This is a genomic window from Bradyrhizobium sp. CCBAU 45384 (assembly GCF_028128665.1).
Taxonomy (GTDB): Bacteria; Pseudomonadota; Alphaproteobacteria; order Rhizobiales; family Xanthobacteraceae; genus Bradyrhizobium; species Bradyrhizobium manausense.
Genome location: NZ_LBIZ01000108.1, coordinates 51,267 through 74,400, shown reverse-complemented (window position 1 = coordinate 74,400; position 23,134 = coordinate 51,267). Strand labels below are relative to the sequence as shown.

Genomic DNA, 23,134 nt, shown 5'->3' with positions numbered 1-23,134 from the left:
CCGCCCACGAGGATGACAATGACCGAACTCAATGCAAATCCTGGACGCCACGCCCGGCCGCATCAGCGGCCGAACGCGGCGTCAGAGCCGACCTGGCGATATGCCGTCGCCGGCCTCTCCGCATCGCTGGTCGGGCTTGGCCTTGCCCGCTTCTCCTACACGCCGCTGATCCCGGCGCTGATCGCAGCAAAGTGGTTCAGCGCTTCCGAGGTGGTCTATCTGGGCGCTGCGAACCTTGCCGGCTACCTCGCCGGCGCGCTCGCAGCGCGAGCAGTCGCCGCCCGCATCGGCGCGGTCGGCGCGCTGCGGGCGATGATGCTGCTTGCAACCCTCTCCTTCTTTGCCAGCTCTGCGCCGGTGTCTTTCATCTGGTTCTTCGCCTGGCGCTTCGTGTCAGGTCTCACCGGCGGGATCATCATGGTGCTGGCTGCTTCCGTTATTCTTCCGCGCACCTCGCCCGGCCGGCGCGGCATCGTCGGCGGCGTGATCTTTGCCGGCGTCGGCCTCGGCGTTGCCGCATCGGGCACGCTGGTGCCGCTGCTCCTGCAACAAGGCTTGCAGCAGAGCTGGTATGGGCTTGGCGCGCTCTCGGCCGTGCTCACTGCGACGAGTTGGTGGAGCTGGCCTTGCGAGGGCAATTCCGATGTCGCACCCTTGCACCAGGCGAAGCAGCATCACGCCTCGCCTGCCGCCCGTAAACTGCTGATCCAGTACGGCCTCAATGCCGTGGCGCTGGTCCCGCACATGGTCTTCATGGTGGACTTCGTCGCGCGGGGCCTCGGCCAAGGCATCGCAGCGGGATCGCACTATTGGGTGCTGTACGGCCTCGGCGCGATCGTCGGCCCGCTCGTCACCGGCCATCTCGGCGACCGCTCCGGATTCGGACCGGCCTTACGCGCTGCGTTCCTGATTGAAGCGGCGGCCGTACTGCTTCCGACCATCAGCACCGCACCGGTTTCGTTGATCGTATCGAGTGTGGTGATCGGGGGCTTCACGCCGGGCATCGTGCCGCTGGTGCTCGGCCGCATCCATGAGCTCGTCCCGCACTCCGGCGAGCAGCAGCGCTCGACGTGGAGCCACGCCACCACCAGCTTTGCGCTGTTCCAGGCGGCCGCAGCTTACGGCTTCTCCTGGATCTATGCGCAGACCGGCGGCGACTATCTCGTCCTGTTCGCTCTCGGCGGTGGCGCCGTGGTGCTGGCGCTCGCGATCGATTTCGGGCTCGCCCTGGTCGTCCCGCGCAGATCCTGAGCGCGATGATGGCAGGCGAGCGGCACTACCTGGCGCTGGGCTTGGTCATCCTTTGAGCAGCTGACCTCAGCAACTCGGTTTGCTCGAGGACCAACTCACATTGTTTTCGTGCATGCGTGGCCGACAGCTCCACCAGCTCCGCCAGCGTTTTTGCACGGCCCAGCTCCTGCGCATACTCCAGGGTCGCGCCCGCATTGACTTTCATCAGTTCGAGCACGACGGCGCGCCACTCAGCTGCCGTTCCAATCGCGTCGATGATCTCGCTTCCCACGATGGCCGTTCCATTGGCCTCCGATGTCACACCGACCAGCCGTGACTTTGCGAGGTCATTGGCGTAGTTGAACGTAGCGCTCATGCCGTCCAAGGTGCGGGCTTGATACGCCTTGGCCATATCGACAATGAGATCAGTGGTGGTACTGCCCGGAGGTTGAGGACTTGCAAGGGCGACGCCGGCTTTTCCTTGTACCGGAACGGTCATCGGAGCAGGCTCTTCTTGCACGATCTGCGGCGCATCTTGGGCGACGGCGACCGAGCCCGGCGGCATGGCCAGACCCTCATCGACCGCACGGCTCACTTCCGCCGCCAATTCCAGCAGCGAGCGACGCCCGGCGCGTGCAACTTCAGCAGGCCGCTTTGAGCGTGCCTTTCCCATGATCATCCAACTCTTCCAAGTGCCCCGCGATCCAACCCCACAAACTGCCAATTTCGTCCGAAGCTTTGCCCGCGGGTGCGAACTCAGTGACGCCTAACCCCGCTCCGAGCGCATCCTGGTGATCGTTACGTTGCGCAATAAATGGGAGCGCAAGCGCACCGATCGAGCTCAGCGATGTGGCAGCTTCGCTCAGCCGGCAGCCCCGCGTCGGCGTCTGATTGAGGATGAAGGCAAAGCGGCGGTTGAGCCTGCGAATGGCGATCAACGTAGGGATTGCGGCTTCGATATCGGCCGGGCTCGGGCGCGCCGGGATGAGGCAGAGATCGGCGCAGGCGATGACGCGCATCGCCAGGCTGTTGGTCGTCGCAGCTGTGTCGATGATGGCGAGCCAGACCCCTTCGGCGCTCAGGCCCGCGATCAACGGTTCGATCTCGGCAGGATCGGTAACGCGCTCGACGCAAGGATAGGGATTCTCGCGGCGCTCTTTCCATTTCGAGATCGTACCTTGCGCGTCCGCCTCAATAAGAGCGACGCGCTCGGCGCGCTGCATTGCTGCCACCGCCAGTCCAACGGACAGCGTACTCTTGCCGCTTCCGCCTTTTTGCGTGACCAGGGCAAGGACGTGCATGTCCTGCGCTCCCTAAGGACGGCAACGACGTGGAACTCGGGTGCTGTCGGAAACGAACCTGTTGCAGCGCAAGATACTACCACAAGTTCGCGATTCGTCTCAAGCGAACGCGAGACCATCCCGCTATCCTGCGTGGCGCGATCAGGAATACCGCATCACGCCGTCGTCGATTTTGCCGAAGCGCAAGGAAACGATGTCGAGCGCATAGTTCTGATACAGCCGCCACGGTCGCTTCGAGCCCTGCTTTGGCATTTTTGCGACAGAGCGCTGCACATAGCCCGAGGTAAAATCCAGCGACGGCTGTGCGGTGATATCAGGATCGTCATTGTGCGGCATGGCTTGCCGGAAATTGTGCCGGTCCATGTAGTTGATGAGCCGGCAGACATATTCACAAGTGAGATCGCATTTCAGCGTCCAGGACGCATTGGTGTAGCCGAAGGCCGACGCCATGTTGGGCACGTCTGCATACATCATGCCCTTGTAGGTGAGAGTTTTGGCAAAATCGACGGGACGGCCATCGACGCTGACCTCGAGGCCCCCGACGACCTGGAGCACCAGGCCCGTCGCGGTCACGATGATGTCGGCGGCAAGCTCGCTGCCGTCCTTGAGGCGGATGCCATCGTGCGTAAAGCTGTCGATCTCGTTGGTGACCACGGCGGCGCGCTTCTCGCGGATCGCCTTGAAAAGATCGCCGTCCGGCACGAGGCAGAGCCGCTGGTCCCAGGGATTGTAGCGCGGCGTGAAATGGGTTGCGATGTCGTAATCCGGCCCGAGCGCGGCTCTCACGCCCGTCAGGATCAAGTCCTTCACCTTCGCCGGCTTGCGCCGGCTGAGCTGGAAGAAGAACATCCCCCACATCACGTTGCGCCAGCGGATCAAATGATAGGCCAGCCGCGCCGGCAAGTTGCGGCGCAGTTTGTTGGCGAGGGGATCCTGCGCCGGACGCGACACCACATAGGTCGGCGAGCGCTGCAGCATGGTGACCTGCGCCGCCGTCTTGGCAAGCTCCGGCACCAGCGTCACCGCGGTCGCGCCGGAGCCGATCACGACGACGCGCTTGCCGGCGTAGTCGATATCCTCGGTCCATTTCTGCGGATGCACGATCCGGCCGGCGAAGTCAGCAGCGCCCGCGAATTCTGGCGTGTAGCCCGCTTCGTATTTGTAGTAGCCCGCGCACAGAAACAGGAAATTGCAGGTGAAGCGCACGAGCTCCGTCGCGCCCTCGCCCGCCGCGCGCTCGGCCTCGATGGTCCAGCGCGCGTCACTGGTCGACCACGCCGCGCGCTTGACGCGATGATGGAAGCGGATGTGCTTGTCGATACCGTTCTCTATCGCGGTCTCGCGCACATAGTTCAGGATCTGCGGCCCGTCGGCGATCGCCTTCGGATCGGTCCACGGCTTGAAGGAATAGCCGAGCGTGAACATGTCGCTGTCGGAGCGGATGCCGGGATAGCGGAACAGGTCCCAGGTGCCGCCGATGCAGTCGCGCCCCTCCAGAATGACGTAGCTCTTGCCCGGGCACTTGCTCTGAAGATGATAGCCTGCGCCAATGCCTGATAGCCCGGCACCGACGATCAGCACGTCGAAATGTTCTTGTTGCATGGTTTCCTCCGCCGCGCGAGGATTGTCCGCCCGACGCTGCTGGGCGTCAATCGGCAATCAGGGCGTGCGGAAGCCCACCAAACGGGTGAATTCCACGGGCCGAAACAACAAAGCCCCGGATCGCTCCGGGGCTTCGCGTTGTTGATCGACAGGCCTGCCGCTCAGTAGCGGTAGTGATCGCTCTTGTACGGGCCTTCCGGCTTGACGCCGATATAGTCGGCCTGGTCCTTGCGCAGCTCGGTGAGCTTGACGCCGATCTTGGCGAGGTGGAGACGCGCGACCTTCTCGTCGAGCGTCTTCGGCAGCACGTAGACTTCCTTCTTGTACTTGCCGTCCTTGTTGTTGGCGAACAGCTCGATCTGCGCCAGCGTCTGGTTGGTGAAGGACGCCGACATCACGAACGAAGGATGGCCCATCGCGTTGCCGAGGTTCACGAGGCGACCTTCCGACAGCAGGATGATGCGGTGCTTGTCGGGGAATTCGATCTCGTCGACTTGCGGCTTGATGTTGGTCCACTTCAGATTGCGCAGACCAGCGATCTGGATCTCGTTGTCGAAGTGACCGATGTTGCAGACGATGGCGCGATCCTTCATCGCGCGCATGTGGTCGATAGTGATGATGTCCTTGTTGCCGGTCGCGGTGACGAAGATGTCGGCGCGGGGCGCGGCGTCTTCCATGGTCGTGACCTCGTAGCCTTCCATCGCGGCCTGCAGCGCGCAGATCGGATCGACTTCGGACACCATCACGCGGCACCCGGCCTGGCGCAGAGAGGCCGCCGAGCCCTTGCCGACGTCGCCGAAGCCCGCGACCATCGCGACCTTGCCCGACATCATCACGTCAGTGCCGCGGCGGATGCCGTCGACCAGCGATTCACGGCAGCCATAGAGGTTGTCGAACTTCGACTTGGTGACGCTGTCGTTGACGTTGATGGCGGGCCACAGCAGCGTGCCGGCCTTCTGCATGTCGTAGAGACGATGCACGCCCGTGGTGGTCTCTTCCGAAACGCCCTTGATGCTCTCGGCGATTGCGGCGAAGTAGCCCTTCGGCTTCTCCTTCAGCTGCTTCTTCAGAAGCGCGAAAAAGACTTCCTCTTCTTCCGAGCCCGGCTTGTCCAGGAACGCGGTGTCGCCCTTCTCGGCGCGCAGACCCAGATGGACGTACATGGTGGCGTCACCGCCGTCATCAAGGATCATGTTCGGATGACCGCCGCCGTGCCAGTCGAACAGTTTGGCGGTGTAGTCCCAGTATTCCTTGAGCGTCTCGCCCTTGACGGCGAAGACGGGAATGCCGGCGGCCGCGATCGCCGCGGCGGCATGGTCCTGCGTCGAATAGATGTTGCAGGAGACCCAGCGGATGTCGGCGCCGAGCGCTGCCAGCGTCTCGATCAGCACGCCGGTCTGGATCGTCATGTGCAGGGAGCCGGCGATGCGCGCGCCCTTCAAAGGCTGTTTGGGGCCGAACTCCTCGCGGGTGGCCATCAGGCCGGGCATCTCGGTCTCGGCGAGCGAGAGCTCCTTGCGGCCGAACTCGGCGAGCGAAATGTCCTTGACGATGTAATCGGTGAAGCCGGGCTTCGCGTTCATTGGGGGTTCCTGTCTGTTTGGCTCGTCATTCCGGGTTCGCCGCTGTTGCGGCGCCCCGGAACGACGCAAAAGAACTAGAGCGCGCGCTTCAGCTGCTCGACGAGGTCGGTCTTCTCCCAGGAGAAGCCGCCCTCGTTGTCGGGCGTGCGGCCAAAATGGCCGTAGGCCGAGGTGCGCGCGTAGATCGGGCGATTGAGGTCGAGATGGCTGCGGATGCCGCGCGGGGTCAGGTCCATCGCCTTGGCGGCGGCCTTCTCGAGCTGATCCTCCGACACCTTACCGGTGCCGTGGGTGTCGATGTAGATCGACAGCGGGCGCGCCACGCCGATGGCGTAGGCGAGCTGCAGCGTGCAGCGATCGGCAAGACCGGCGGCGACGATGTTCTTGGCGACGTAGCGCGCAGCGTAAGCGGCCGAACGATCGACCTTGGTCGGATCCTTGCCGGAGAACGCGCCGCCGCCGTGCGGGGCGGCGCCGCCATAGGTGTCGACGATGATCTTGCGGCCGGTCAGGCCGGAATCGCCATCGGGACCGCCGATGTAGAACTTGCCGGTCGGGTTGATGTGCCAGATGGTCTTCGGCGTGATCCAGTCCTTCGGCAGGGCTTCGCGCACATAGGGCTCGACGATCTCGCGGACCTGGTTCGAGGTGAGGTCCGGAACCAGGTGCTGGTGCGAGACCACGATCTCGCGCACGCCGACCGGCTTGCCGTTCTCGTACTGCACGGTGACCTGGCTCTTGGAGTCGGGGCCGAGCACCTTCTCCTTGCCGGAGTGGCGGGCTTCCGAGATCAGGCGGAGGATCTTGTGGGCATAGAAGATCGGCGCCGGCATCAGATCGGGCGTCTCGTTGGTGGCGTAACCGAACATGATGCCCTGGTCGCCCGCCCCCTCTTCCTTGACCTCGCCCGGCTGCAGCGCATCGACGCCCTGCGCGATGTCGGCCGACTGCGGGTGCAGCAGGATCTCGATGTCGCAGGTCTTCCAGTGGAAGCCTTCCTGCTCGTAGCCGATGTCCTTGATCGCGCCGCGCACGACGCTCTCGATCTGCTCGTTGGTCACGGACTTCGGACCGCGAGTCTCACCGGCAATCACCACCTTGTTGGTGGTCGCCAGCGTCTCGCAGGCGGCACGGATCTGCCAGGGATCGATGCCGGCTTTCGGCCCTTCGCGGTAGAACAGGTCGACGATTTCATCCGAGATCCGGTCACAAACCTTGTCCGGATGGCCTTCGGACACGGACTCGCTGGTGAAGAGATAGGACGCGCGCATCAAGAAACCCCTTGTTCCACCGCTACCGGCGGACGTTTGCGATGTTTACAGTTGGATTATGTCAATCACGCCGGCGCGAGATGACGTAGGATTCGTCAAGAAACCAGAGCCCGTTGTACTTCCGCAGCACATCTCTGGCGGCATCCAGAGTGCGGCCGTTTTGAGTCATATCTGTCAACCGGTCGTCCTCAATCTGAGCGACATACACCGCCGCATTCCACGCTGCAAAGGCCGTCGAGGTCCCGATGGTACCCGTCACCTCGTTGGGCAGCGCTTCCATATCATACCTGAAGATCGAACGGTTGTCCGCGTAAGCATTAAAATTTAGGTCGCGGCCCAACGATCCGAGTTCATACTTAACGGCGCGCAATAGCTCATGACGGCTCACCGAGAAAGGGTTTTCTCCGGGCCAGATGGCCTGGATCATTTCCATGCCGGGATCGTGGCCATGAGAGTGGATTCCGATCAGGCGGCCGCCCGGCCGCAACGCCCGCGCCAGCGGTGCAATGATCCGCTTGGCCCGAAAATTGACCGAGGACAGGGCCCGGTATGGCTGGGATGCGATCACGAGGTCGAAATTGGCCTCGGTCTGCCCGGGCCGCGGAATGGTCGAATCGAGCAGGAATCGATGGTCGTCGCGGTAGAGCACGAGCACGACCGGCCGCTCGTAAAGCGGCATTGCCGTACGCGGGCTGATCGCGGCCCGCCAATTCTGCTCCAGGAACGGCCGTAGCTCGGCGATCTGCTGCTCGAACTCGCCCGACGAGGCCCCCCTCAGCGGGACCTCGTGCCAGACGGTGGCCGCAGCCGCAGCAGGCGAGGCCGGCGTCAGCCAGGGCGCCTCCGAATAGAACATGTTGGTGAAGACGAAAACCGACGCAGGATGCTCAAAAATGCGGTCCGGCACCTTCTCCAGCGTCAGCCGCAGATCCTCGAGACTAAGCTCCTTGCCGGCAACATAGAACGGCATATGCGGGTAGCGCTGATGCGTGGCGCGCAGCACGCGCGCCAGCACCGTGCCGTCGCCGACACCGGCATCGAAAATGCGCAGCGCCGGCGGGCGCGGATGGATGGTGGACAGCTCCAGCGCCACCCGGTCGGCGATCACCCGCTTTTCGCTGCAGGTGTGGACGAACAGCAGATATTTCTGCCGGTTCTCGAAGAAGCGGAAATTGCCGCGCGGATCGCGCTTCTCCGGGGGGACCTGGAGCCCCCGCGGCGGCGGCAGGCCACCGGTCGTCGATGCCGCGATATAGGCCTGAATCCGCTCCAGCGTGTCGATGGTGATGCGCTTGCCCTCGCGCAGGCGCTGCACGAGCTTCCCATCGTTCACCGCCCGCCGGCCAAACGTCGATTCCGCCATGTCAGCCTTGCGGCAGAACTCGGTGATTTGGCTCAGGATTTCGTCGTTCTTCATCGATGGGCAAGCGGTGGGCAGAAAAGTTGGGACCAACCTCGTAGCAAATTCTGCCCACCGAGGGAATACCGCTGCCTGCGTTACCCCACAGCCGATGACATGCGCGTGAACCCCGACCTGCTGCCCGACAACAAACAAGGACGTCTCCTCGAGGAAACACCCCATGAGCCGCCTGCCCGTCGTGCTCGCTTTGCTCGCCGCGACCCTTTGCTCGGCGCCCTGCTCCGCCCAGTCGCGCAGCCAGCTGGGGCCGCTCTGCACCACCGAGACCACGCCGGCAGACCAGATGGTCGACGCCTGCACCAAGATCATCGCGCTGAAGGTTTTCAAGGGCGGGCAGCTCGCGACCGTCTATTTCTGGCGCGCGGTGGGCTGGAACAAGAAAGGCGACTACGCCAAGGTCATTGCCGACACCACCGAGGCTATCCGGCTGCAGCCGAGCCAGGTGGTCTACAATCTCAGGGGCTCGGCCTATTTCGACAAGGGCGACTACGACATCGCGATCGCCGATTTCGATGATGCGCTAAGGCTCGGTCCGCCAAGTGGCATCATCTTCCACAACCGCGGCAATGCCTGGCGCGGCAAGGGCGACTACGCCAAGGCGATCGCCGACTACGACATGGCGATCAAGGCGGATCCCAGGTCGGCGTTCTCATTCCAGAATCGCGGCATCTCCAAGGAGGCGCTCGGCGATTTGGACGGCGCGCTCGCCGACCTCAATCAGGCGATCCGGATCGACCCGACGCTGCCGCAGCCGCTGATCCAGCGCACCGCGATCTGGCGCGCCAGGGGCGATCTCGATCGCGCGATCGCCGATGGCACCGAGGCGATCCGGCTGGCCAAGGACAAGCCCCCAGCCAACATCATGACGCCGCCGAACAGCGTGCTGATCTCCGGCTATACCCATCGCGCGCTCGCCTATGAGGCCAAGGGCGACTACGCGCATGCCCGCGAGGACTACAACGCGTCATTGGCGATCACGGCTTCCGACGCCGGCAGCAAGGCGGTCCAGGCGACCGCAAAGGTGCGGCTGTCGCTGGTTACCGACGCAGCCGCGCCGATGCCGCGCGATGCACCACCGCCGGCGACGCAACCGGCAGCAGCCCCTGCCTCGCAGCAGACGGGCGCGGCACCGGCGCTTTCTCCTGCGCCCTCGCCTGCACCGGCCGTTCGCGGCAGCCGCATGGCGCTCGTCATCGGCAACGGCGCCTATGCCCATGTGAAGGCGTTGCCCAATCCGCCCAACGATGCGCGCGCGGTCGCAAAGAGCCTGCGCGACATCGGCTTCACGGTGTCGGACGGCGTCGACCTCGACCGCGCAGCGATGCAGAAGATGACGCGCGACTTCCTGCGCGAGGCCACACGGGCGCAGGTGGCCCTCGTCTACTATGCCGGCCATGGCGTGCAGATCGACGGCCGCAACTATCTCATTCCCGTCGATGTCGCGCTGAAGCCAGGCACCAGCATGACCGAGGCCATGATCGACATGGACACGATCATGGCGGGCCTCGACGACCAGGTTCGCACCAACATTTTGATCTTCGATGCCTGCCGCAACAACCCGATGGCGCAGCAAGTCGCAAGCGCCGGCAGCAGTCGCGGCATCGAGGGCGCGTCGGGCCTCGCCGCACCGTCCAGTCTCGGATCCGGTGCGACGCTAGGGGCCGGCACGCTGATCGCATTCGCGACCGCGCCCGGCCAGGTCGCGCTCGATGGCGAAGGCGCCAACTCGCCCTTCTCCGCCGCGCTGTCCCGTCATCTCGGCACGCCGGGCCTCGAAGTGCAGCAGATGCTGACACGGGTGCGGGCCGAGGTGGTGTCGGCCACGAAGAACAAGCAGGTGCCGTGGTCGAACTCGTCGCTGCTGGGCGAGGTCTATCTGGCGGAGAAGTGAGGCTGGCGGGCTGAAGTTGAATGTCGGCTATTCGCCCAACACTCAGATGTCATCGCCCGGCCTGACCGGGCGATCCAGTAATCCGAAATAGTTTTGATTGAATCGATGGGCCGCGGCGTACTGGATTCCCCGCCTTCGCGGGGAATGACAGTGAGTGTGAGGTGAGGACTCGGCGTCACTCACGCATCGAGGCTTAGTTGCCCCACACTTCCTTCGCGATCTCGACCGCAAGGCTCAGCTTGGCCCACTGCTCTTCCTCGGAGAGGATGTTGCCCTCTTCGGTCGAGGCAAAGCCGCACTGCGGCGACAGCGCGAGCTGCTCCAGCGGCGCGAACTTGGCGGCCTCTTCAAGTCGACGCTTGATGTCGTCCTTTTTCTCGAGCTCGCCGAACTTCGAGGTGATGACGCCGACCACGACGACCTTGTTGCCCCTGGGCAGGAAGCGCAGCGGCTCGAAGCCGCCGGCGCGGTCGGAATCGTACTCCAGGAAGTAGCCGTCGTAATTGGTGCCGGCGAGCAGGGTCTCGGCCACGGGCTCGTAGCCGCCCGAGGAAATCCAGGTCGAGCGGAAATTGCCGCGACAGACATGCGTCGTCACCACCATGTCGGCAGGCTTCTCGGCCAGTGCATAGTTGATGATGCGGGAGTAGATCTGCTGGAGGCCGTCCGGATTGTCGCCGCGCTCACGCGCCTTCTGCAATTCGTCCTGCGAGCAGAGATAAGCCCAGACGGTGTCGTCGAACTGCAGATAGCGGCAGCCCGCGTCGTAAAATGCCTTCACGGCCTTGCGGTAGGTCTTGCCGAGATCCTCGTAGAAGGGCTCGAGGTCGGGATAGACGTCCTTGGAGATCGACTTGCGCCCGCCGCGGAAGTGCAGCACGGCTGGCGAGGGGATCGTCATCTTGGCGGTGACGTGGGCCTGGTCGGCGACCTTTTTCAGGAAGCGGAAATGGTCGAGCATCGGGTGATTGTCGGGGAAATCGAGCTTGTCGATCACGCGCACTGCGTCGTGACGGGTCTGCACGCCCGCGAACTGGATGCCGGTATCGGGGTGGAACAGCTCGCAGCCGGTGAGCTTGGCCAGGAAGTCGAAATGCCACCAGGAGCGGCGGAATTCGCCATCGGTTGCGAGCTTCAGGCCGATCGAGGCCTGCTTGTGCACGACCTTCTCGATCTCCATGTCCTCGATCTTGCGCAGATCGTCGGCCGAGATCTCGCCCTTCTCGAGTTTCGCGCGTGCGTCCTTGATCTTGGCAGGGCGCAGAAGGCTGCCGACCTCGTCGGCACGGAAGGGGGCTTTGGTTCGCTGCATTCTTGAACTCCCGAGGATTTTCTAGTGGCCCGCCGCCCCTGCGACACCGAGGTGACGCTCCAGGACCGACGGGTCGGCCTTCAGCGCGGCGCTCGGGGCGTCGTGGACGATCGTTCCGCGCTCCAATATCACAACACGGTCGGCGAGCCCCAGAATCTTTTGCGCGTTCTGCTCGACGATGATCGAGCAGATGCCGCCGGCCCGGGTGATGGTCCCGATCGCCTTCAGCAGCTCCTCGACGATGATGGGGGCGAGGCCCTCGGTCGGCTCGTCCAGCAGCAGGACCTTGGGGTTGAGGGTCAGCGCGCGGCCGATCGCCAGCATCTGCTGCTCGCCGCCGGAGAGCTGGTTGCCGAAATTGCTGCGGCGTTCCTTCAGCCGCGGGAACATCTCGTAGACCTTCTCGACGGTCCAGGGACCGGGCTGCGCCACCGCGGTCATGTTCTCCTCCACCGTCAGCGAGCGGAAGATGTTGCGCTCCTGCGGCACCCAGCCGATGCCGGCACGCGCCCGCTGGTCGGACCGCAAGCTCGTGACGTCGGTGCCGGCGAGCGCGATCGAGCCCGAGAAGCGACGGGTGACGCCGACGATGGAGTTGATCAGCGTGGTCTTGCCGGTGCCATTACGTCCTAGCAGCGCCAGCACCTGTCCCTCGGCGAGACGCAGCGACATGTTGGGCAGCACCACCGCCTCGCCATAGCCGGCGCGAAGCTGGTCGATTGCGAGCAGGTCAGACATTGACCGCCTCCTCGCCGAGATAGACCGCCTTCACCTGCGGATCGCGCGCGACTTGCTCGGGCGCCCCTTCAGTCAGCAGCGCGCCGGAGACCAGCACCGAGATGCGGTCGGCAAACGAGAACACGAGGTCCATGTCGTGCTCGATCAGCAGCACCGTGACGTCGCGCGGCAGGCTGCCGACGACAGCGAGAATGTCATGGCGCTCGCTCTCCGGCACGCCGGCCGCGGGCTCGTCGAGCAGCAGCACGCGCGGCTTGGCGGCGATCGCGACCGCGATCTCGAGCAGGCGCTGCTTGCCGTAGGGCAGCGTCACGGTCTGCTCGTTCATGACGTCGAGCAGGTGGAAGCGCGTCAGGAGATCGGCGATCTCGCCGTTGACGTCGCTACGCGTGCCCATCCGCCGCCACCAGTCGCCGCCATGGCCGAGGCGCTCGGAGACGGCAAGGCCGATGGTCTCGAGCGGGGTGAGATCAGGATAGAGCTGGTTGATCTGGAAGGTGCGCGACAGGCCGCGCAGCACGCGCTTGTGCACCGGCAGGTCGGTGATGTCCTGGCCTTCGAGCAGGATGCGCCCCGAATTCGGCTTGAGGACGCCAGTGAGCTGGTTGATCACAGTGGTCTTGCCGGCGCCGTTCGGGCCAATCAGCGCATGGCGGGCGCCCTGCTCGATCCTAAGCGACAGGTCGCGCGTGACACGCAGACCGCCAAAGGTCTTTTCGAGATTTTTGGTTTCGAGCGCGATGGTCATGCGTCGCTCTCCGGCACTGTCACGACCGCCTTGCGTCCCGTAATCTGCTTGATCAGCAAATTGGGCAGGAACAATACGCCATAGTGCAGTCGCTGGCGGCCGACCAGCACGATCACGACCAGAACGAGCCCGATCCAGAACTGCCAATATTGCGGGGTGATGGTGGAGAACACTTCCTGGAGCATCCGGAAGATCACGGCGCCGATCAGCCCGCCATAGAGATAGCCGGTGCCGCCGATGACGAGCACCAGCATCAGGTCGGCGGAGCGGTCGAAGGCGAACACGTCGAGCGAGGCGATCGCGGTGGTCTGGGTGAACAGCGCCCCTGCGATGCCGGCATAGAACGCCGCAAGTGTATAGATCGCGATCAGGCGGCGGTTGACGGGGATGCCGATGGCAGCTGCCCGCAGCGGGTTGTTCTTGATCGCGCGCAGCGACAGGCCGAACGGCGAATGCACGATGCGCCGGGCCAGCAGGAACAGCACGAACAGCACGGCCAGCGAATAGAAGAAGCCGGCCTTGCCGAACATGTCGAACGGGATCTCGCCAAGGATCGGCTGCATCTCGATACCTTGAAGGCCGTCGGTGCCGCCGGTGATGTTGGAGAAACGTTCGGCGAGCGCCTCCAGCAGCAGCGCGATGCCGAGCGTCACCATCAGGCGCGTCAAGTCGACGCCGCGGATCACCAGAAAGCTTGTGGCAAAGCCGAGCACCATCGCGGCAAGGCCCGCCGCGATCAGCGCCAGCACCGGCTCGTTGATGATGCCATGAAGCGCAAGAAGTCCTGCGGCATAGGCGCCGACGCCGAAGAAGGCGGCGTGGCCGAGCGAGACGATGCCGGCATAGCCGAGGATGAGATCGAGCGAGATCGCAAACAGCGCCAGCCGCAGGATGTCGGTCATGATCAGATAACGCGAGGGAAACAGAAAGCCGCAGGCGAGCACGACGAGCCAGAAGACAGCCTCGCCATAGTGCCAGCGCGCCTGCCGCTGGGCGTGATAACCGACGTCGGACAAAGCGCTCATCGGCAAGCTCAACGCGCGGCCGTGCGGCCGAACAGGCCGTTCGGGCGCCAGATCAGGATCACGATCATCATGGTGTAGATCACGAAGGGTCCCATCTTCGGCACGTAGTATTTCCCGGCGACGTCGCCGATGCCGAGCAGCAGCGAGGCCAGGAACGGACCGGTGATTGAAGAGGAGCCGCCGACGGTGACCACGATCAGGAAGTAGATCATGAACTTCAGCGGGAAATATGGATCGAGGCCGAGGATCTCGGCGCTCAGCGCCCCGCCGAGCCCCGCAAGGCCACATCCGAATGCAAAGGTGAAGGCGAACACCTGCGGCACGTTGATGCCGAGGCCGCTCGCGGCGCGGGGATCATCGACGGCGGCGCGCAGACGGCTGCCGAAACGCGTCTTGGCCAGCACCATCTGGAGGCCGACGGTGAGCAGGCCGCAAATCACGATGATCATCAGCCGGTAGCGGCCAATGCCGACGCCGAATAGGTCGAACTGGCCCTGCAGCGCGGCCGGCAGGTTGATAAAGACACGGGAGGAGCCCTGGATGTAGTCCACGGCCGCGACCGACATGAATGTCAGGCCGATCGTAAACAGCACCTGATCGAGATGGCTACGCGCATACAGGTGGCGATAGAGCGTGCGCTCGAGCACGATGCCGATCACCGCGGACGAGACGAAGGCGAGCGGCAGCGCCGCGAAGAACGGCCAGCCATGCTGGTTCACCAGCAGCATGCAGACATAACCGCCGGCCATGGCGAAGGCGCCATGGGCGAGATTGACGAAGTTCATCAGACCCAGCGTGACCGCAAGCCCGCAGGCGAGCACGAACAGCAGCATGCCGTAGGCCACGCCATCGAACAGGTTGGTGAGGATTGAGGTCATCGAGACTGGATCGATCCTGATAGACATTCGTCATTCCGGGGGCAGCGCGCAGCGCTGAACCCGGAATCTCGCTTCAACAACTTCGAGATCCCCGGTTCGCGCTAAGCGCGCCCCGGGATGACCCGCTTTTCGCGGGTCACTTCTTGGTCTTGCCGAGATCCTTGACGGCCTCGAAGACCTGGAACTCGACATTGTAGAGTTCGCCGTCAGACTTCGACCTTGCGACCCTGCGGATATAGATATTCTGGATGATGTCGCGGGTCTCCGGATCGATCGAGATCGGGCCGCGCGGGCTCTCCCATTTCTGACCCTTCATGGCTTCGACCAGCTTGGTGCCATCGGTGTCGCCACCCGTCTTCTTCAGTGCCTCGTAGATCAGGTGAATGCCGTCATAGCCGCTGACCGCCATGAAGCCGGGACGGCTGTTGAAGGCCTTCTTGTACGCCGCCACGAAGTCCTTGTTCATCTGGGAGGGATGGGCCGCGGAATAGAGATGTGCGGTCACGGTGCCGATCACGGCGTCGCCCATGTTGTTGAGGAGATCGTCGTCGGTGACGTCGCCCGGCCCGATCACCTTGATGCCGGCCTTGTCGAGGCCGCGCTCGGCATATTGCTTCATGAAATTGCCGCCCTGACCGGCCGGCACGAACACGAAGATCGCGTCGGGCTTGGCATCCTTCATGCGCTGGAGGAACGGCGCGAAATCAGGATTTTGCAGGGGCACCTTGACCTCTTCGACCACCTCGCCGCCGCCGGCAGTGAAATTCTGCTTGAAGAAGTTGAGCGCATCGTTGCCCGGCGCGTAGTCGGAGGTCAGCGTCGCCACCTTCTTGATGCCGTTCTGCACCGCCCAGTCGCCGATGATGGTGGAGGATTGCGCCAGCGTGAAGCTCGTGCGCACGATGTAAGGCGAGCGCTCGGTGATGATGGAGGTGCCCGCTGCCATCACGATTTCCGGAATCTTCGCTTGCGTTGCAAGCGGCGCCGCGGCGAGCGCCGCCGGCGTGACGCCGAAGCCGGCGATCAAGTTGACCTTGTCGTTGACGATCAGCTCCTGCGCGGCGGTCTTGGTCTTGTCCGGGATCGCCGCATCGTCCTTGACGATGATCTCGACCTTCTTGCCGGCGACGGTGTCGCCGTTCTGCTGCATGTAGAGCTTGATCGCGTTCTCGATCTGCTTGCCGGTCGAGGCCTGGCCGCCGGTCATCGGCAGGATCAGGCCGATCTTGACGGTGTCTTCCGCCCTGGCCGGTGAGAGGCCCGCAAGGCCCGCGATGGCGGCAATGGCAGCCGCCCGAGAAAACGTCTTGTGTTCGAACATCAGATGTCCCTCCCCTTCATTCCTGCGGTGGACCGAGTGCCCCGATCCTTGCCTCACTTTAGCCCGCGCATGCGCGATATCGCGCGCCACATGGCGTCTTTCGGGCCGTCATTGTCAATCGGACGTTTGGCGACCATTCGGCGCAACGCCCGCGCGTTCGGTTAACCAAGATTGGAAGCGATGTCGCGGTTACGTCGGGGTAACCCGAGCCCCCGAGTTCGGTCCATTTCATTTGTACGATTGTACAAATGAAATGGACCTGTCAACGAAAAAGCCCTCGCGCAGGCCAAGCAGATTGTCACGAGCCGACGGCTGCAGTCTAGGAATGCGTCCGCCGGCGTGGATGGAGAATGTCGTCTTTCACTTGGAGAATCCGGACATCGGGGAGAGCCGATCCGCCTTATCTTCAAAGTGTTATGATACCTATCTCGAATAAGCCTATTTTACCTTGTTGAAGGCTACGGTTCCGACCGCGCCGCTCGTCCGGCGCCCGGTCCCTCGTCCCGATTGCTGCATCCGACCATGTCCAGACGTTTCCGTTTCATCGTCTCCCTGCTCGCGCTCGCCGCGGGCCTGTCCGGCTGCGGCACGGTCAACGAAAAGCTCTCGGCCGGCATGGGCGACTACATCCCGCAATGGGCCGGCGGCCTGCCGGCGGATGCCCCGCCCCGGCGGGGCACGCCGCAATACGACGCCTACATGAAGGAACGCGAGCGCAAGCGGCTGATGCCGGCGGCGGATCGCGACAAGGAAGAGCAGGCGCAGAAGGGCGCGACCGGATCCACGTCGGGCGAGGCGGTGCACTGAGGTGGCGAATGGCGAATAGGGAGTGCGAATATGCCCCCTTTTCTATTCGCTACCCGCCACTCACCATTCGCTAATCCACGAACACCACGGTCTTGCGGCCGTTGAGGATGACGCGGTCGTCGAGGTGATAGCGGATCGCGCGCGCGAGCACGCGGCGTTCGATGTCGCGGCCCTTGCGAACGAGATCCTCAGGCGTGTCGCGATGACTGATGCGCTCGACGTCCTGGTCGATGATCGGGCCTTCGTCGAGGTCGCGCGTGACGTAATGGGCGGTGGCGCCGATCAGCTTCACGCCGCGCTCATGGGCCTGGTGATAGGGCTTGGCGCCCTTGAAGCCCGGCAGGAACGAGTGATGGATGTTGATGCAGCGTCCGGACAGTTTTGCCGACAGATCATCCGACAGGATCTGCATGTAGCGGGCGAGCACCACGAGATCGGTCCCGGTCCTGGCGACGAGATCGAGGATCTGGGCCTCCTGCTCGCGCTTGGTCTCCTTGGTGACTGGCAGATAATGGAACGGTATCTCGCCGAAATCGAGCCCGGCATAGACCTCGCGCGGGTGGTTGGAGACGATCGCGGCCAGGCTCATCGGCAATTCGCCGGTGCGCCAGCGGTAGAGGATGTCGACCAGGCAATGGTCGGACTTCGACACCAGCAGCATCACCTTGCGATGCGCGGCGCGGTCGCGCATCTGCCACTCCATGCCGAAACGCTCGGCGATCGCGGCAAAGCCGGTCTGCAGCGCCGCCAGTTCCACGGCGAGATCAGCCGCGGTGAACACCACGCGCATGAAGAATTTCTTGGTCTCGACGTCGTCGAACTGCTGGGCGTCGAGAATGTTCTGTCCGGAGTTCGCCAGGAAGGTCGACACCGCCGAGACGATGCCGGGACGATCCGGGCAGGACAGGGTCAGAACGTATTGATGATCGGGCATGGCTGTTGAAGAGATGGCTCTTGACGAAAGATTGGGCAGCGGCGCGGAACGACCCGCGATTTGCGCCCTGCTCTAGCACTGTGGCTGGCCTTGCGCCAATCCCGACGACGGAGTCAGGATGAATGGACGATTGCGAAATTGGACTGAACGGAGCACGCCCATGGCCGACCGCTTGAACGGCACCCGCATCCTGATTCTGGAGACCCGCGAGGAGGCGCAGTTCTCGAAGCTCCTGGCCGAGCAAGGCGCCGAGGTCGTGCAATGCCCGATGTTCACCATTCAGGATGCGCCGGACCCGGCCCCGGTCGAAGCCTGGATCCGCCGCGCCATCGACAAGCCGTTTGACGACCTCGTGCTGATGACCGGTGAAGGCCTGCGGCGGATCATGAAGCTCGCGCGCACGCGCGGGCTCGACCAAGCCTTTGTCGCGGCACTGGCCAAATCGCGAAAATTTACCCGCGGGCCGAAACCCGGCAAGGCGCTGCGTGAAATCGCGCTCGAGGCGCAGCAGACCACCGAGAAGCCGACCAGTGAAGGCGTGATCGAGATGCTGGGCAAGCTCGACTTGAAGGGGCACCGCCTCGGCCTCCAGCTCTATCCGGACAAGGACCACAGGGCGCTGACCGGCGCACTCACGGCGCAAGGTGCGGAGGTCGATACGGTGCTGCCTTACGTCTACGACTCCAAAGCCGCGGACGCCAATATCGTCGCCGCCATCGACGAGATGGCGGAGGGACGCATCGACTCCATCGCGCTGACAAATCTTGGCCAGGTCCGCCGGCTGATCGAGGCGGCCAAGGCGCATGGCAGCGAAGCGAAGCTGCGCGCGGGGTTTGAGCGGACCTTGATCGCCTCAGTCGGACCGGCCGTCTCCGGCGAACTCGCCGCGCATGGTTTGCGCACCGACGTTTCGCCGGCCGATGAAGCCTTTTTCATGCGCCCGCTGATCTCGGCGATGGCGGCGGCGCTGGCGGAAAGGCAGCCGAGGACGGCGAGCTGACCTTCCTTGCCTAGCTTGCCACCTGCGAGGCGGCCGACATCAGCTCCTGATGGCTCGGCGCGCCGAACATGCGCCGGCCGCCATCCGGAACCTCGGTGAACGTCCAGCGCACGATCCCTTCCCGATCGAGCAGGAATTGGCCGAACAATTGGCCTGTGCCGCCTGCCGCCATGCGCTGGTCGGCTTCGGTCATCTCATAGCCGTCCTTGTTGTTGAGGTACTCGGCGGCCGCCGGACGCGCCATCGGCCCAGGCAATTCGCCGGGCATATCGACTGGTGGCATGCTCATGAGCACATCCATGCCGACCTTGCGCGGCCAATCGGTCTCGTTCTCCGTGAACTCGAGATTGGGCAAACCGAACGCACGATGCGAGACCCTCTCGGGGTCGGAGGCAGCGAGCAAGTTCGGCAGGGGATGATAGCGGAAGTAGAGCCGCGCCCGGTCGGCCGGCGTATTGACGATCGTGAGACTTTCAATGCCCCTTCCGCGTAGCGCGCCGTCGAGCTGGGCCTGCGCCGCGATGTGGCGCCGGCAGAATGGGCAGTGCAGGCCCCGAAACAAGCCGACCAATATCGGACGATGCCCGCGGTAATCCTCGAGCGCGATCTTCCCTTCGCGTGTGATGGCCTCCAGCACGACGTTCGGTGCGCGATCACCCGGTTGAAGCGGTCCATCGACATGACGATCTGACATGGTTGAACTCCCTCACATTGGCTAGTCAAGAAACGGCAGTACGATCAGCCCAGCAGGATCGAGCCCATGCCGCTCACAGACATCATGGGCCAGCGCGAAATAACGCTCGGCCTCCGGCAGGTCGCCTCGATCAAGATTCAAGGTCGCAAGACCATCATAGCATGGAAAGAGCTGCTGCGGCTCACCGGTCTCACTCGCGACCTCGATGGCCTCGTGGTAGCAGCCCATGGCTAGGTCAGGCCGGAAATGGCATTGATGGATCTGCCCGAGCACGATCAAGGGAACCGGGAGATGCTCGCGCTGATCGAGCGCACGGTCGATCTCGATCGCCTTTTCGGCAGCCGGCACCCCCTCATCGGTGCATCTGTCCGTGAAGGTGCAACAGGCGACGGAAAAGTTGGCGAGAAGGCGCGCCTGGAAGCCGAGATCGCCGATGCGATGAGCGACATCGAGCCCACGCCGGCATACGTCGATGGCTTGCGCCGGGTCGATGATCGTGTAGAGCACTCCGAGGTTGGTGTAGCCGCGGCACGCCACATTGAGGAGGCCGGCGGCTTCGGCAGACGCGACACTTTGCTCCACCTCATGCACTGCATCCTGGTGTTGCCCAAGCCGCGCCAGCGCAACCCCTTTGGTGTTGAGCGCCTCCGCAATGGCGCGCGCCGCCTCGATGCCGGCCTGACCGTCCGCGTCCACCGACACAGAGCGCGCGTAACCGAGCGCCTCGTCGGCCCATCGCGCGGCAGCGACGTGATCACCCACGCGAAACGCCAGACGGCCGCGCTCCTGCAGGAGGTGTGCCCACTCGATCGGCGCGTCGACCCCCGCAAGCCGCTCTGCCGCCTCGGCATAGTGCGCCTCCGCGTTGACGCGCTTGCCGGCGTCCCACAACAATCGGCCGAGATTGCGAAGAATTCGCGCCTCGCCGACGCGGTCCTCTGCCGCGCGGTATCGCTCCAGCGCGCATCGATAATGCTCCTCGGCCGTGCTTCGGCGGCCAGCCACGCGACAGAGGTCGGCAATGCGCTCGTGCAGGACGAGGCGTTCCGGCTCCCATTCGCTGCCGGTCGACAGTACTTCGAGCGACTGCTGGTAGAATCGAAGGGCATCGTCATTGGCGTAGCTTGCGCGTGCGCGATCGCCGGCGGCGCGCAGATAGCGCGCCCCTTTCGGCCTGCTCGCGCTCAGACTGAAGTGATGTCCGAGCAGTATGAGATCTTCGAGGCGCTCCGGCTCATCACCATAAAGCCGCTCCAGCGCGGCACCAATCCGTTCATGAAGCTCGATCCGGCGCTGCAGGAGCAGGTTTTGATAAATCACATCCTGAAGCATGGTTTGCGTAAAGCGGTAGGTCCGCAGGGAAATCGAGTTCGAGCCCGCGATCTCCTCGATGATCTCAACCTCGCACAGAAGTTCGAGCCCTGTATCAACCCTTGCCGGATCGGTTGCCGCAGCACCGAGAACAGCCGCATCAAAGCGCGGGCCGATCACCGCTGCCTCCTGTGCCAGGCGGCGCACCTGGTGCGGCAAGCGGTCGAGGCGCGCTAGCAACAAAGCCTGGATGCTCGCCGGAATGTCCGCGGCGGCTTCATCCGACTTCACCCGCCATAGCGCGCCGTCACGCTCCAGGGCGCCGGCTTCGATCAGGCCGCGGATGATCTCCTCGATGAAAAGCGGATTGCCGCCGGCGCGATCGAGGATACGACTGAACAGGCGTCCCGGCGGTTCACGCCAACCGTGAATGAAATAGGCCGCGAGCAATCTTTGTCCGTCAACCTCGCCAAGTTGGGGTAGCCGAAGGGTTGCGTGACTGATTTTGCTCGAACCGAACTGGTCCAGTTCCAGCGTCGGCCGATGCGTGAACAGCAGCATCAGCCGCGTCCGCTCCAAACGGTCCATCAGGAACCGCAACGCTTCAAGGGACACCGCGTCGGCCCAGTGCAGGTCCTCGACGACGATCAGCAGCGGCGACAGTGCCAGGCGGCGTTCAAAGATGGTGCGGATCGCGAAGAATATCTGCCGGCGGAGCTGTTCGGGCTCGACGTGCCTCAGCACGGCACCGGGGTCGCCGAGGCCGAGCACGTGCAGATAGAGGGGCATCAGGCGGTGGGCCTCGTGCGTCGCGAGGCCAAGCTCCGACAGCGCTTCGGCGACTTTCGCCTCTGCCTCCGTGGCGCCAGCCTTCTGCGCGATGCCATAGGCGCTGCGCAGCACTGCGGCGAGCGTGCCATAGGATTGTTCGCCGAGCGGCGAGCAGGCCGCCTGCCGGATCGCCACGCCTGCGAAGCGATCGTCATCGCGGATGCGGGCTACGAATTCGCTGACCAGGCGGGTTTTCCCGATGCCGGCTTCGCCGACCAGGCGCACCAGTTGAGCCGCGCCGCCGCACGCCAGATCAAGGCTGCCGATCATGCGCGCAAGCTCTGCGTCGCGGCCGATCACCGGCGCATTGAGGCCCAGCGCTTCGAGGCCTCGTGCCGCACGCGGCGTGTCGAGCGGCTCCTTCAAGCGATGGATCAGAACGCTGCCCATCCTGCCCTTGAGCGAGACCTCGCCAAGCGATTCGTAGGAGAACGCGTGCCGCGTCAGACGGTGGGTCAACGGGCCGACCAGCACCTCGCCCGGCGCCGCCATCGACTGCAGCCGCTGGGCGGTATTCACGGTGTCGCCGGTCACCGAATAGGATTTGGCAGCGCCCACACCGAGCCCGCCCGCGACGACGTGCCCGGTGTTGATGCCGACATGGAGCAGCAGGGGTGAGCCGGCATATGCCTTTGCGCGTTCGCTGAGACGCGCCGTCCGGCCGATCATATCGAGGGCAGCGCGGACCGCCCGCTCCGGGTCGTCCTCGTGTGCGGCCGGTGCACCAAACAGAGCAAGCAGCGCATCGCCGATGAATTTGTCCACGAAGCCGCCGAAGCTTTGCACCGCGGCCGTCAACTCCTCGAACAATTCGTTCTGAAGGGTCTGCATAACCTCCGGATCGAGCCGCTCGCTCATCGCAGTAAAGCCGCTGAGATCGGCAAACAGCACGGTGATGGTGCGGCGGTTCGCTTCGCTCTCGACCTCGCCCGAGAGAGGTCGAAATGCGGCTAGAGCTTCGGCCGTCGGCGCGAGCGGCGGAGAGGAGGACCGGATCGGCACCGTGCTCGGGCTCGTCCGCGCCGATGCCTGCCCGCTGCCCGTGGAGACCTCACAGACGAGGACGCCGCACTTCGGGCAATAGGCGAAATCCGGCGCGCATGGAAAGCCGCAGCCAGGGCATGCGTTCGGCTGCTTCGTGCCGCACTTCGGGCAGAAGGCAAAGCCGGCCTGGACCTCGAAACCGCAACCCGAGCACGTCATGGCTCAAGACCTCGCGGAAGCCGCGATCGCACGA

The 23,134-nt window shown here is 64.1% G+C and carries 19 protein-coding genes; 4 read left to right on the top strand and 15 right to left on the bottom strand.

Annotated features, from left to right (window positions below; all coding sequences use genetic code 11):
• The first annotated feature begins 18 nt into the window (after window positions 1-18).
• Window positions 19-1,251, top strand: a complete 1,233-nt coding sequence (locus XH80_RS18910; protein WP_271599853.1) for a YbfB/YjiJ family MFS transporter — start codon at window positions 19-21, stop codon at window positions 1,249-1,251.
• Window positions 1,252-1,276: 25 nt separating this feature from the next.
• Here the strand turns inward: XH80_RS18910 and XH80_RS18905 are convergent, their stop codons facing one another.
• From XH80_RS18905 to XH80_RS18880, 6 genes are all read right to left on the bottom strand, one after another.
• Window positions 1,277-1,909, bottom strand: a complete 633-nt coding sequence (locus XH80_RS18905; RefSeq protein WP_271599852.1) for a phasin family protein — start codon at window positions 1,907-1,909, stop codon at window positions 1,277-1,279.
• Window positions 1,872-2,531, bottom strand: a complete 660-nt coding sequence (locus tag XH80_RS18900) for a ParA family protein (protein WP_271599851.1) — start codon at window positions 2,529-2,531, stop codon at window positions 1,872-1,874. Before XH80_RS18900 ends, XH80_RS18905 begins: the two co-directional genes overlap by 38 nt.
• Window positions 2,532-2,672: 141 nt before the next feature.
• Window positions 2,673-4,133, bottom strand: coding sequence for a flavin-containing monooxygenase (locus XH80_RS18895; RefSeq protein ID WP_271599850.1), 1,461 nt, complete (start codon window positions 4,131-4,133; stop codon window positions 2,673-2,675).
• A 161-nt stretch (window positions 4,134-4,294) separates the two neighbouring features.
• Window positions 4,295-5,716: an adenosylhomocysteinase gene (ahcY, locus tag XH80_RS18890; RefSeq protein WP_271599849.1), complete on the bottom strand. Its 1,422-nt coding sequence runs from the start codon at window positions 5,714-5,716 to the stop codon at window positions 4,295-4,297.
• A 74-nt stretch (window positions 5,717-5,790) separates the two neighbouring features.
• Entirely contained in the window at window positions 5,791-6,987 is a 1,197-nt protein-coding gene (metK, locus tag XH80_RS18885; protein ID WP_057749239.1) for a methionine adenosyltransferase, read from the bottom strand.
• A 61-nt stretch (window positions 6,988-7,048) separates the two neighbouring features.
• The gene (locus XH80_RS18880; RefSeq protein WP_057749242.1) at window positions 7,049-8,404 is read right to left on the bottom strand and encodes a hypothetical protein; all 1,356 of its coding nucleotides are present in this window, start codon (window positions 8,402-8,404) and stop codon (window positions 7,049-7,051) included.
• A gap of 163 nt (window positions 8,405-8,567) precedes the next feature.
• On the opposite strand from XH80_RS18880, the gene XH80_RS18875 reads away from it, so the two are divergent.
• On the top strand, window positions 8,568-10,298 hold the full coding sequence (locus XH80_RS18875) for a caspase family protein (RefSeq protein ID WP_271599848.1): 1,731 nt from the start codon (window positions 8,568-8,570) through the stop codon (window positions 10,296-10,298).
• 193 nt (window positions 10,299-10,491) lie between these two features.
• Here XH80_RS18875 and XH80_RS18870 read toward each other — a convergent pair whose 3' ends face one another.
• The 6 genes from XH80_RS18870 to XH80_RS18845 form a co-directional block, all read right to left on the bottom strand.
• The gene (locus XH80_RS18870) at window positions 10,492-11,610 is read right to left on the bottom strand and encodes a cobalamin-independent methionine synthase II family protein (RefSeq protein WP_271599847.1); all 1,119 of its coding nucleotides are present in this window, start codon (window positions 11,608-11,610) and stop codon (window positions 10,492-10,494) included.
• A gap of 21 nt (window positions 11,611-11,631) precedes the next feature.
• Complete coding sequence (locus XH80_RS18865) at window positions 11,632-12,348, bottom strand: ABC transporter ATP-binding protein (RefSeq protein WP_271599846.1); 717 nt, start codon at window positions 12,346-12,348, stop codon at window positions 11,632-11,634.
• Window positions 12,341-13,096: an ABC transporter ATP-binding protein gene (locus XH80_RS18860; protein ID WP_271599845.1), complete on the bottom strand. Its 756-nt coding sequence runs from the start codon at window positions 13,094-13,096 to the stop codon at window positions 12,341-12,343. Before XH80_RS18860 ends, XH80_RS18865 begins: the two co-directional genes overlap by 8 nt.
• Window positions 13,093-14,121 (bottom strand): branched-chain amino acid ABC transporter permease, encoded by a 1,029-nt coding sequence (locus tag XH80_RS18855; RefSeq protein WP_271599844.1) that lies wholly within the window; start codon window positions 14,119-14,121, stop codon window positions 13,093-13,095. The genes XH80_RS18860 and XH80_RS18855 overlap by 4 nt, the downstream gene beginning before the upstream one ends.
• 8 nt (window positions 14,122-14,129) lie before the next feature.
• On the bottom strand, window positions 14,130-14,999 hold the full coding sequence (locus tag XH80_RS18850; RefSeq protein ID WP_271599977.1) for a branched-chain amino acid ABC transporter permease: 870 nt from the start codon (window positions 14,997-14,999) through the stop codon (window positions 14,130-14,132).
• 136 nt (window positions 15,000-15,135) lie between these two features.
• The gene (locus tag XH80_RS18845) at window positions 15,136-16,320 is read right to left on the bottom strand and encodes an ABC transporter substrate-binding protein (RefSeq protein ID WP_271599843.1); all 1,185 of its coding nucleotides are present in this window, start codon (window positions 16,318-16,320) and stop codon (window positions 15,136-15,138) included.
• A 522-nt stretch (window positions 16,321-16,842) separates the two neighbouring features.
• On the opposite strand from XH80_RS18845, the gene XH80_RS18840 reads away from it, so the two are divergent.
• Window positions 16,843-17,127, top strand: a complete 285-nt coding sequence (locus XH80_RS18840; protein WP_271599842.1) for a hypothetical protein — start codon at window positions 16,843-16,845, stop codon at window positions 17,125-17,127.
• A 70-nt stretch (window positions 17,128-17,197) separates the two neighbouring features.
• On the opposite strand, the gene purU is transcribed toward XH80_RS18840, so the two are convergent.
• Window positions 17,198-18,061: a formyltetrahydrofolate deformylase gene (gene purU, locus XH80_RS18835; RefSeq protein WP_271599841.1), complete on the bottom strand. Its 864-nt coding sequence runs from the start codon at window positions 18,059-18,061 to the stop codon at window positions 17,198-17,200.
• A 160-nt stretch (window positions 18,062-18,221) separates the two neighbouring features.
• On the opposite strand from purU, the gene XH80_RS18830 reads away from it, so the two are divergent.
• The gene (locus XH80_RS18830; RefSeq protein WP_271599840.1) at window positions 18,222-19,061 is read left to right on the top strand and encodes a uroporphyrinogen-III synthase; all 840 of its coding nucleotides are present in this window, start codon (window positions 18,222-18,224) and stop codon (window positions 19,059-19,061) included.
• Between the two features lie 10 nt (window positions 19,062-19,071).
• On the opposite strand, the gene XH80_RS18825 is transcribed toward XH80_RS18830, so the two are convergent.
• Window positions 19,072-19,755: a redoxin domain-containing protein gene (locus tag XH80_RS18825; protein ID WP_271599839.1), complete on the bottom strand. Its 684-nt coding sequence runs from the start codon at window positions 19,753-19,755 to the stop codon at window positions 19,072-19,074.
• Between the two features lie 21 nt (window positions 19,756-19,776).
• The gene (locus tag XH80_RS18820; protein WP_271599838.1) at window positions 19,777-23,100 is read right to left on the bottom strand and encodes an adenylate/guanylate cyclase domain-containing protein; all 3,324 of its coding nucleotides are present in this window, start codon (window positions 23,098-23,100) and stop codon (window positions 19,777-19,779) included.
• Window positions 23,101-23,134: the final 34 nt, after the last annotated feature.

Excerpts from the sequence above, each read along its gene's own strand:
- XH80_RS18910 (WP_271599853.1), top strand. The coding sequence starts at position 19 with ATGACCGAACTCAATGCAAATCCTGGACGCCACGCCCGGCCGCATCAG.
- XH80_RS18905 (WP_271599852.1), bottom strand. The coding sequence starts at position 1,909 with ATGATCATGGGAAAGGCACGCTCAAAGCGGCCTGCTGAAGTTGCACGC.
- XH80_RS18900 (WP_271599851.1), bottom strand. The coding sequence starts at position 2,531 with ATGCACGTCCTTGCCCTGGTCACGCAAAAAGGCGGAAGCGGCAAGAGT.
- XH80_RS18895 (WP_271599850.1), bottom strand. The coding sequence starts at position 4,133 with ATGCAACAAGAACATTTCGACGTGCTGATCGTCGGTGCCGGGCTATCA.
- ahcY (WP_271599849.1), bottom strand. The coding sequence starts at position 5,716 with ATGAACGCGAAGCCCGGCTTCACCGATTACATCGTCAAGGACATTTCG.
- metK (WP_057749239.1), bottom strand. The coding sequence starts at position 6,987 with ATGCGCGCGTCCTATCTCTTCACCAGCGAGTCCGTGTCCGAAGGCCAT.
- XH80_RS18880 (WP_057749242.1), bottom strand. The coding sequence starts at position 8,404 with ATGAAGAACGACGAAATCCTGAGCCAAATCACCGAGTTCTGCCGCAAG.
- XH80_RS18875 (WP_271599848.1), top strand. The coding sequence starts at position 8,568 with ATGAGCCGCCTGCCCGTCGTGCTCGCTTTGCTCGCCGCGACCCTTTGC.
- XH80_RS18870 (WP_271599847.1), bottom strand. The coding sequence starts at position 11,610 with ATGCAGCGAACCAAAGCCCCCTTCCGTGCCGACGAGGTCGGCAGCCTT.
- XH80_RS18865 (WP_271599846.1), bottom strand. The coding sequence starts at position 12,348 with ATGTCTGACCTGCTCGCAATCGACCAGCTTCGCGCCGGCTATGGCGAG.
- XH80_RS18860 (WP_271599845.1), bottom strand. The coding sequence starts at position 13,096 with ATGACCATCGCGCTCGAAACCAAAAATCTCGAAAAGACCTTTGGCGGT.
- XH80_RS18855 (WP_271599844.1), bottom strand. The coding sequence starts at position 14,121 with ATGAGCGCTTTGTCCGACGTCGGTTATCACGCCCAGCGGCAGGCGCGC.
- XH80_RS18850 (WP_271599977.1), bottom strand. The coding sequence starts at position 14,999 with ATGACCTCAATCCTCACCAACCTGTTCGATGGCGTGGCCTACGGCATG.
- XH80_RS18845 (WP_271599843.1), bottom strand. The coding sequence starts at position 16,320 with ATGTTCGAACACAAGACGTTTTCTCGGGCGGCTGCCATTGCCGCCATC.
- XH80_RS18840 (WP_271599842.1), top strand. The coding sequence starts at position 16,843 with ATGTCCAGACGTTTCCGTTTCATCGTCTCCCTGCTCGCGCTCGCCGCG.
- purU (WP_271599841.1), bottom strand. The coding sequence starts at position 18,061 with ATGCCCGATCATCAATACGTTCTGACCCTGTCCTGCCCGGATCGTCCC.
- XH80_RS18830 (WP_271599840.1), top strand. The coding sequence starts at position 18,222 with ATGGCCGACCGCTTGAACGGCACCCGCATCCTGATTCTGGAGACCCGC.
- XH80_RS18825 (WP_271599839.1), bottom strand. The coding sequence starts at position 19,755 with ATGTCAGATCGTCATGTCGATGGACCGCTTCAACCGGGTGATCGCGCA.
- XH80_RS18820 (WP_271599838.1), bottom strand. The coding sequence starts at position 23,100 with ATGACGTGCTCGGGTTGCGGTTTCGAGGTCCAGGCCGGCTTTGCCTTC.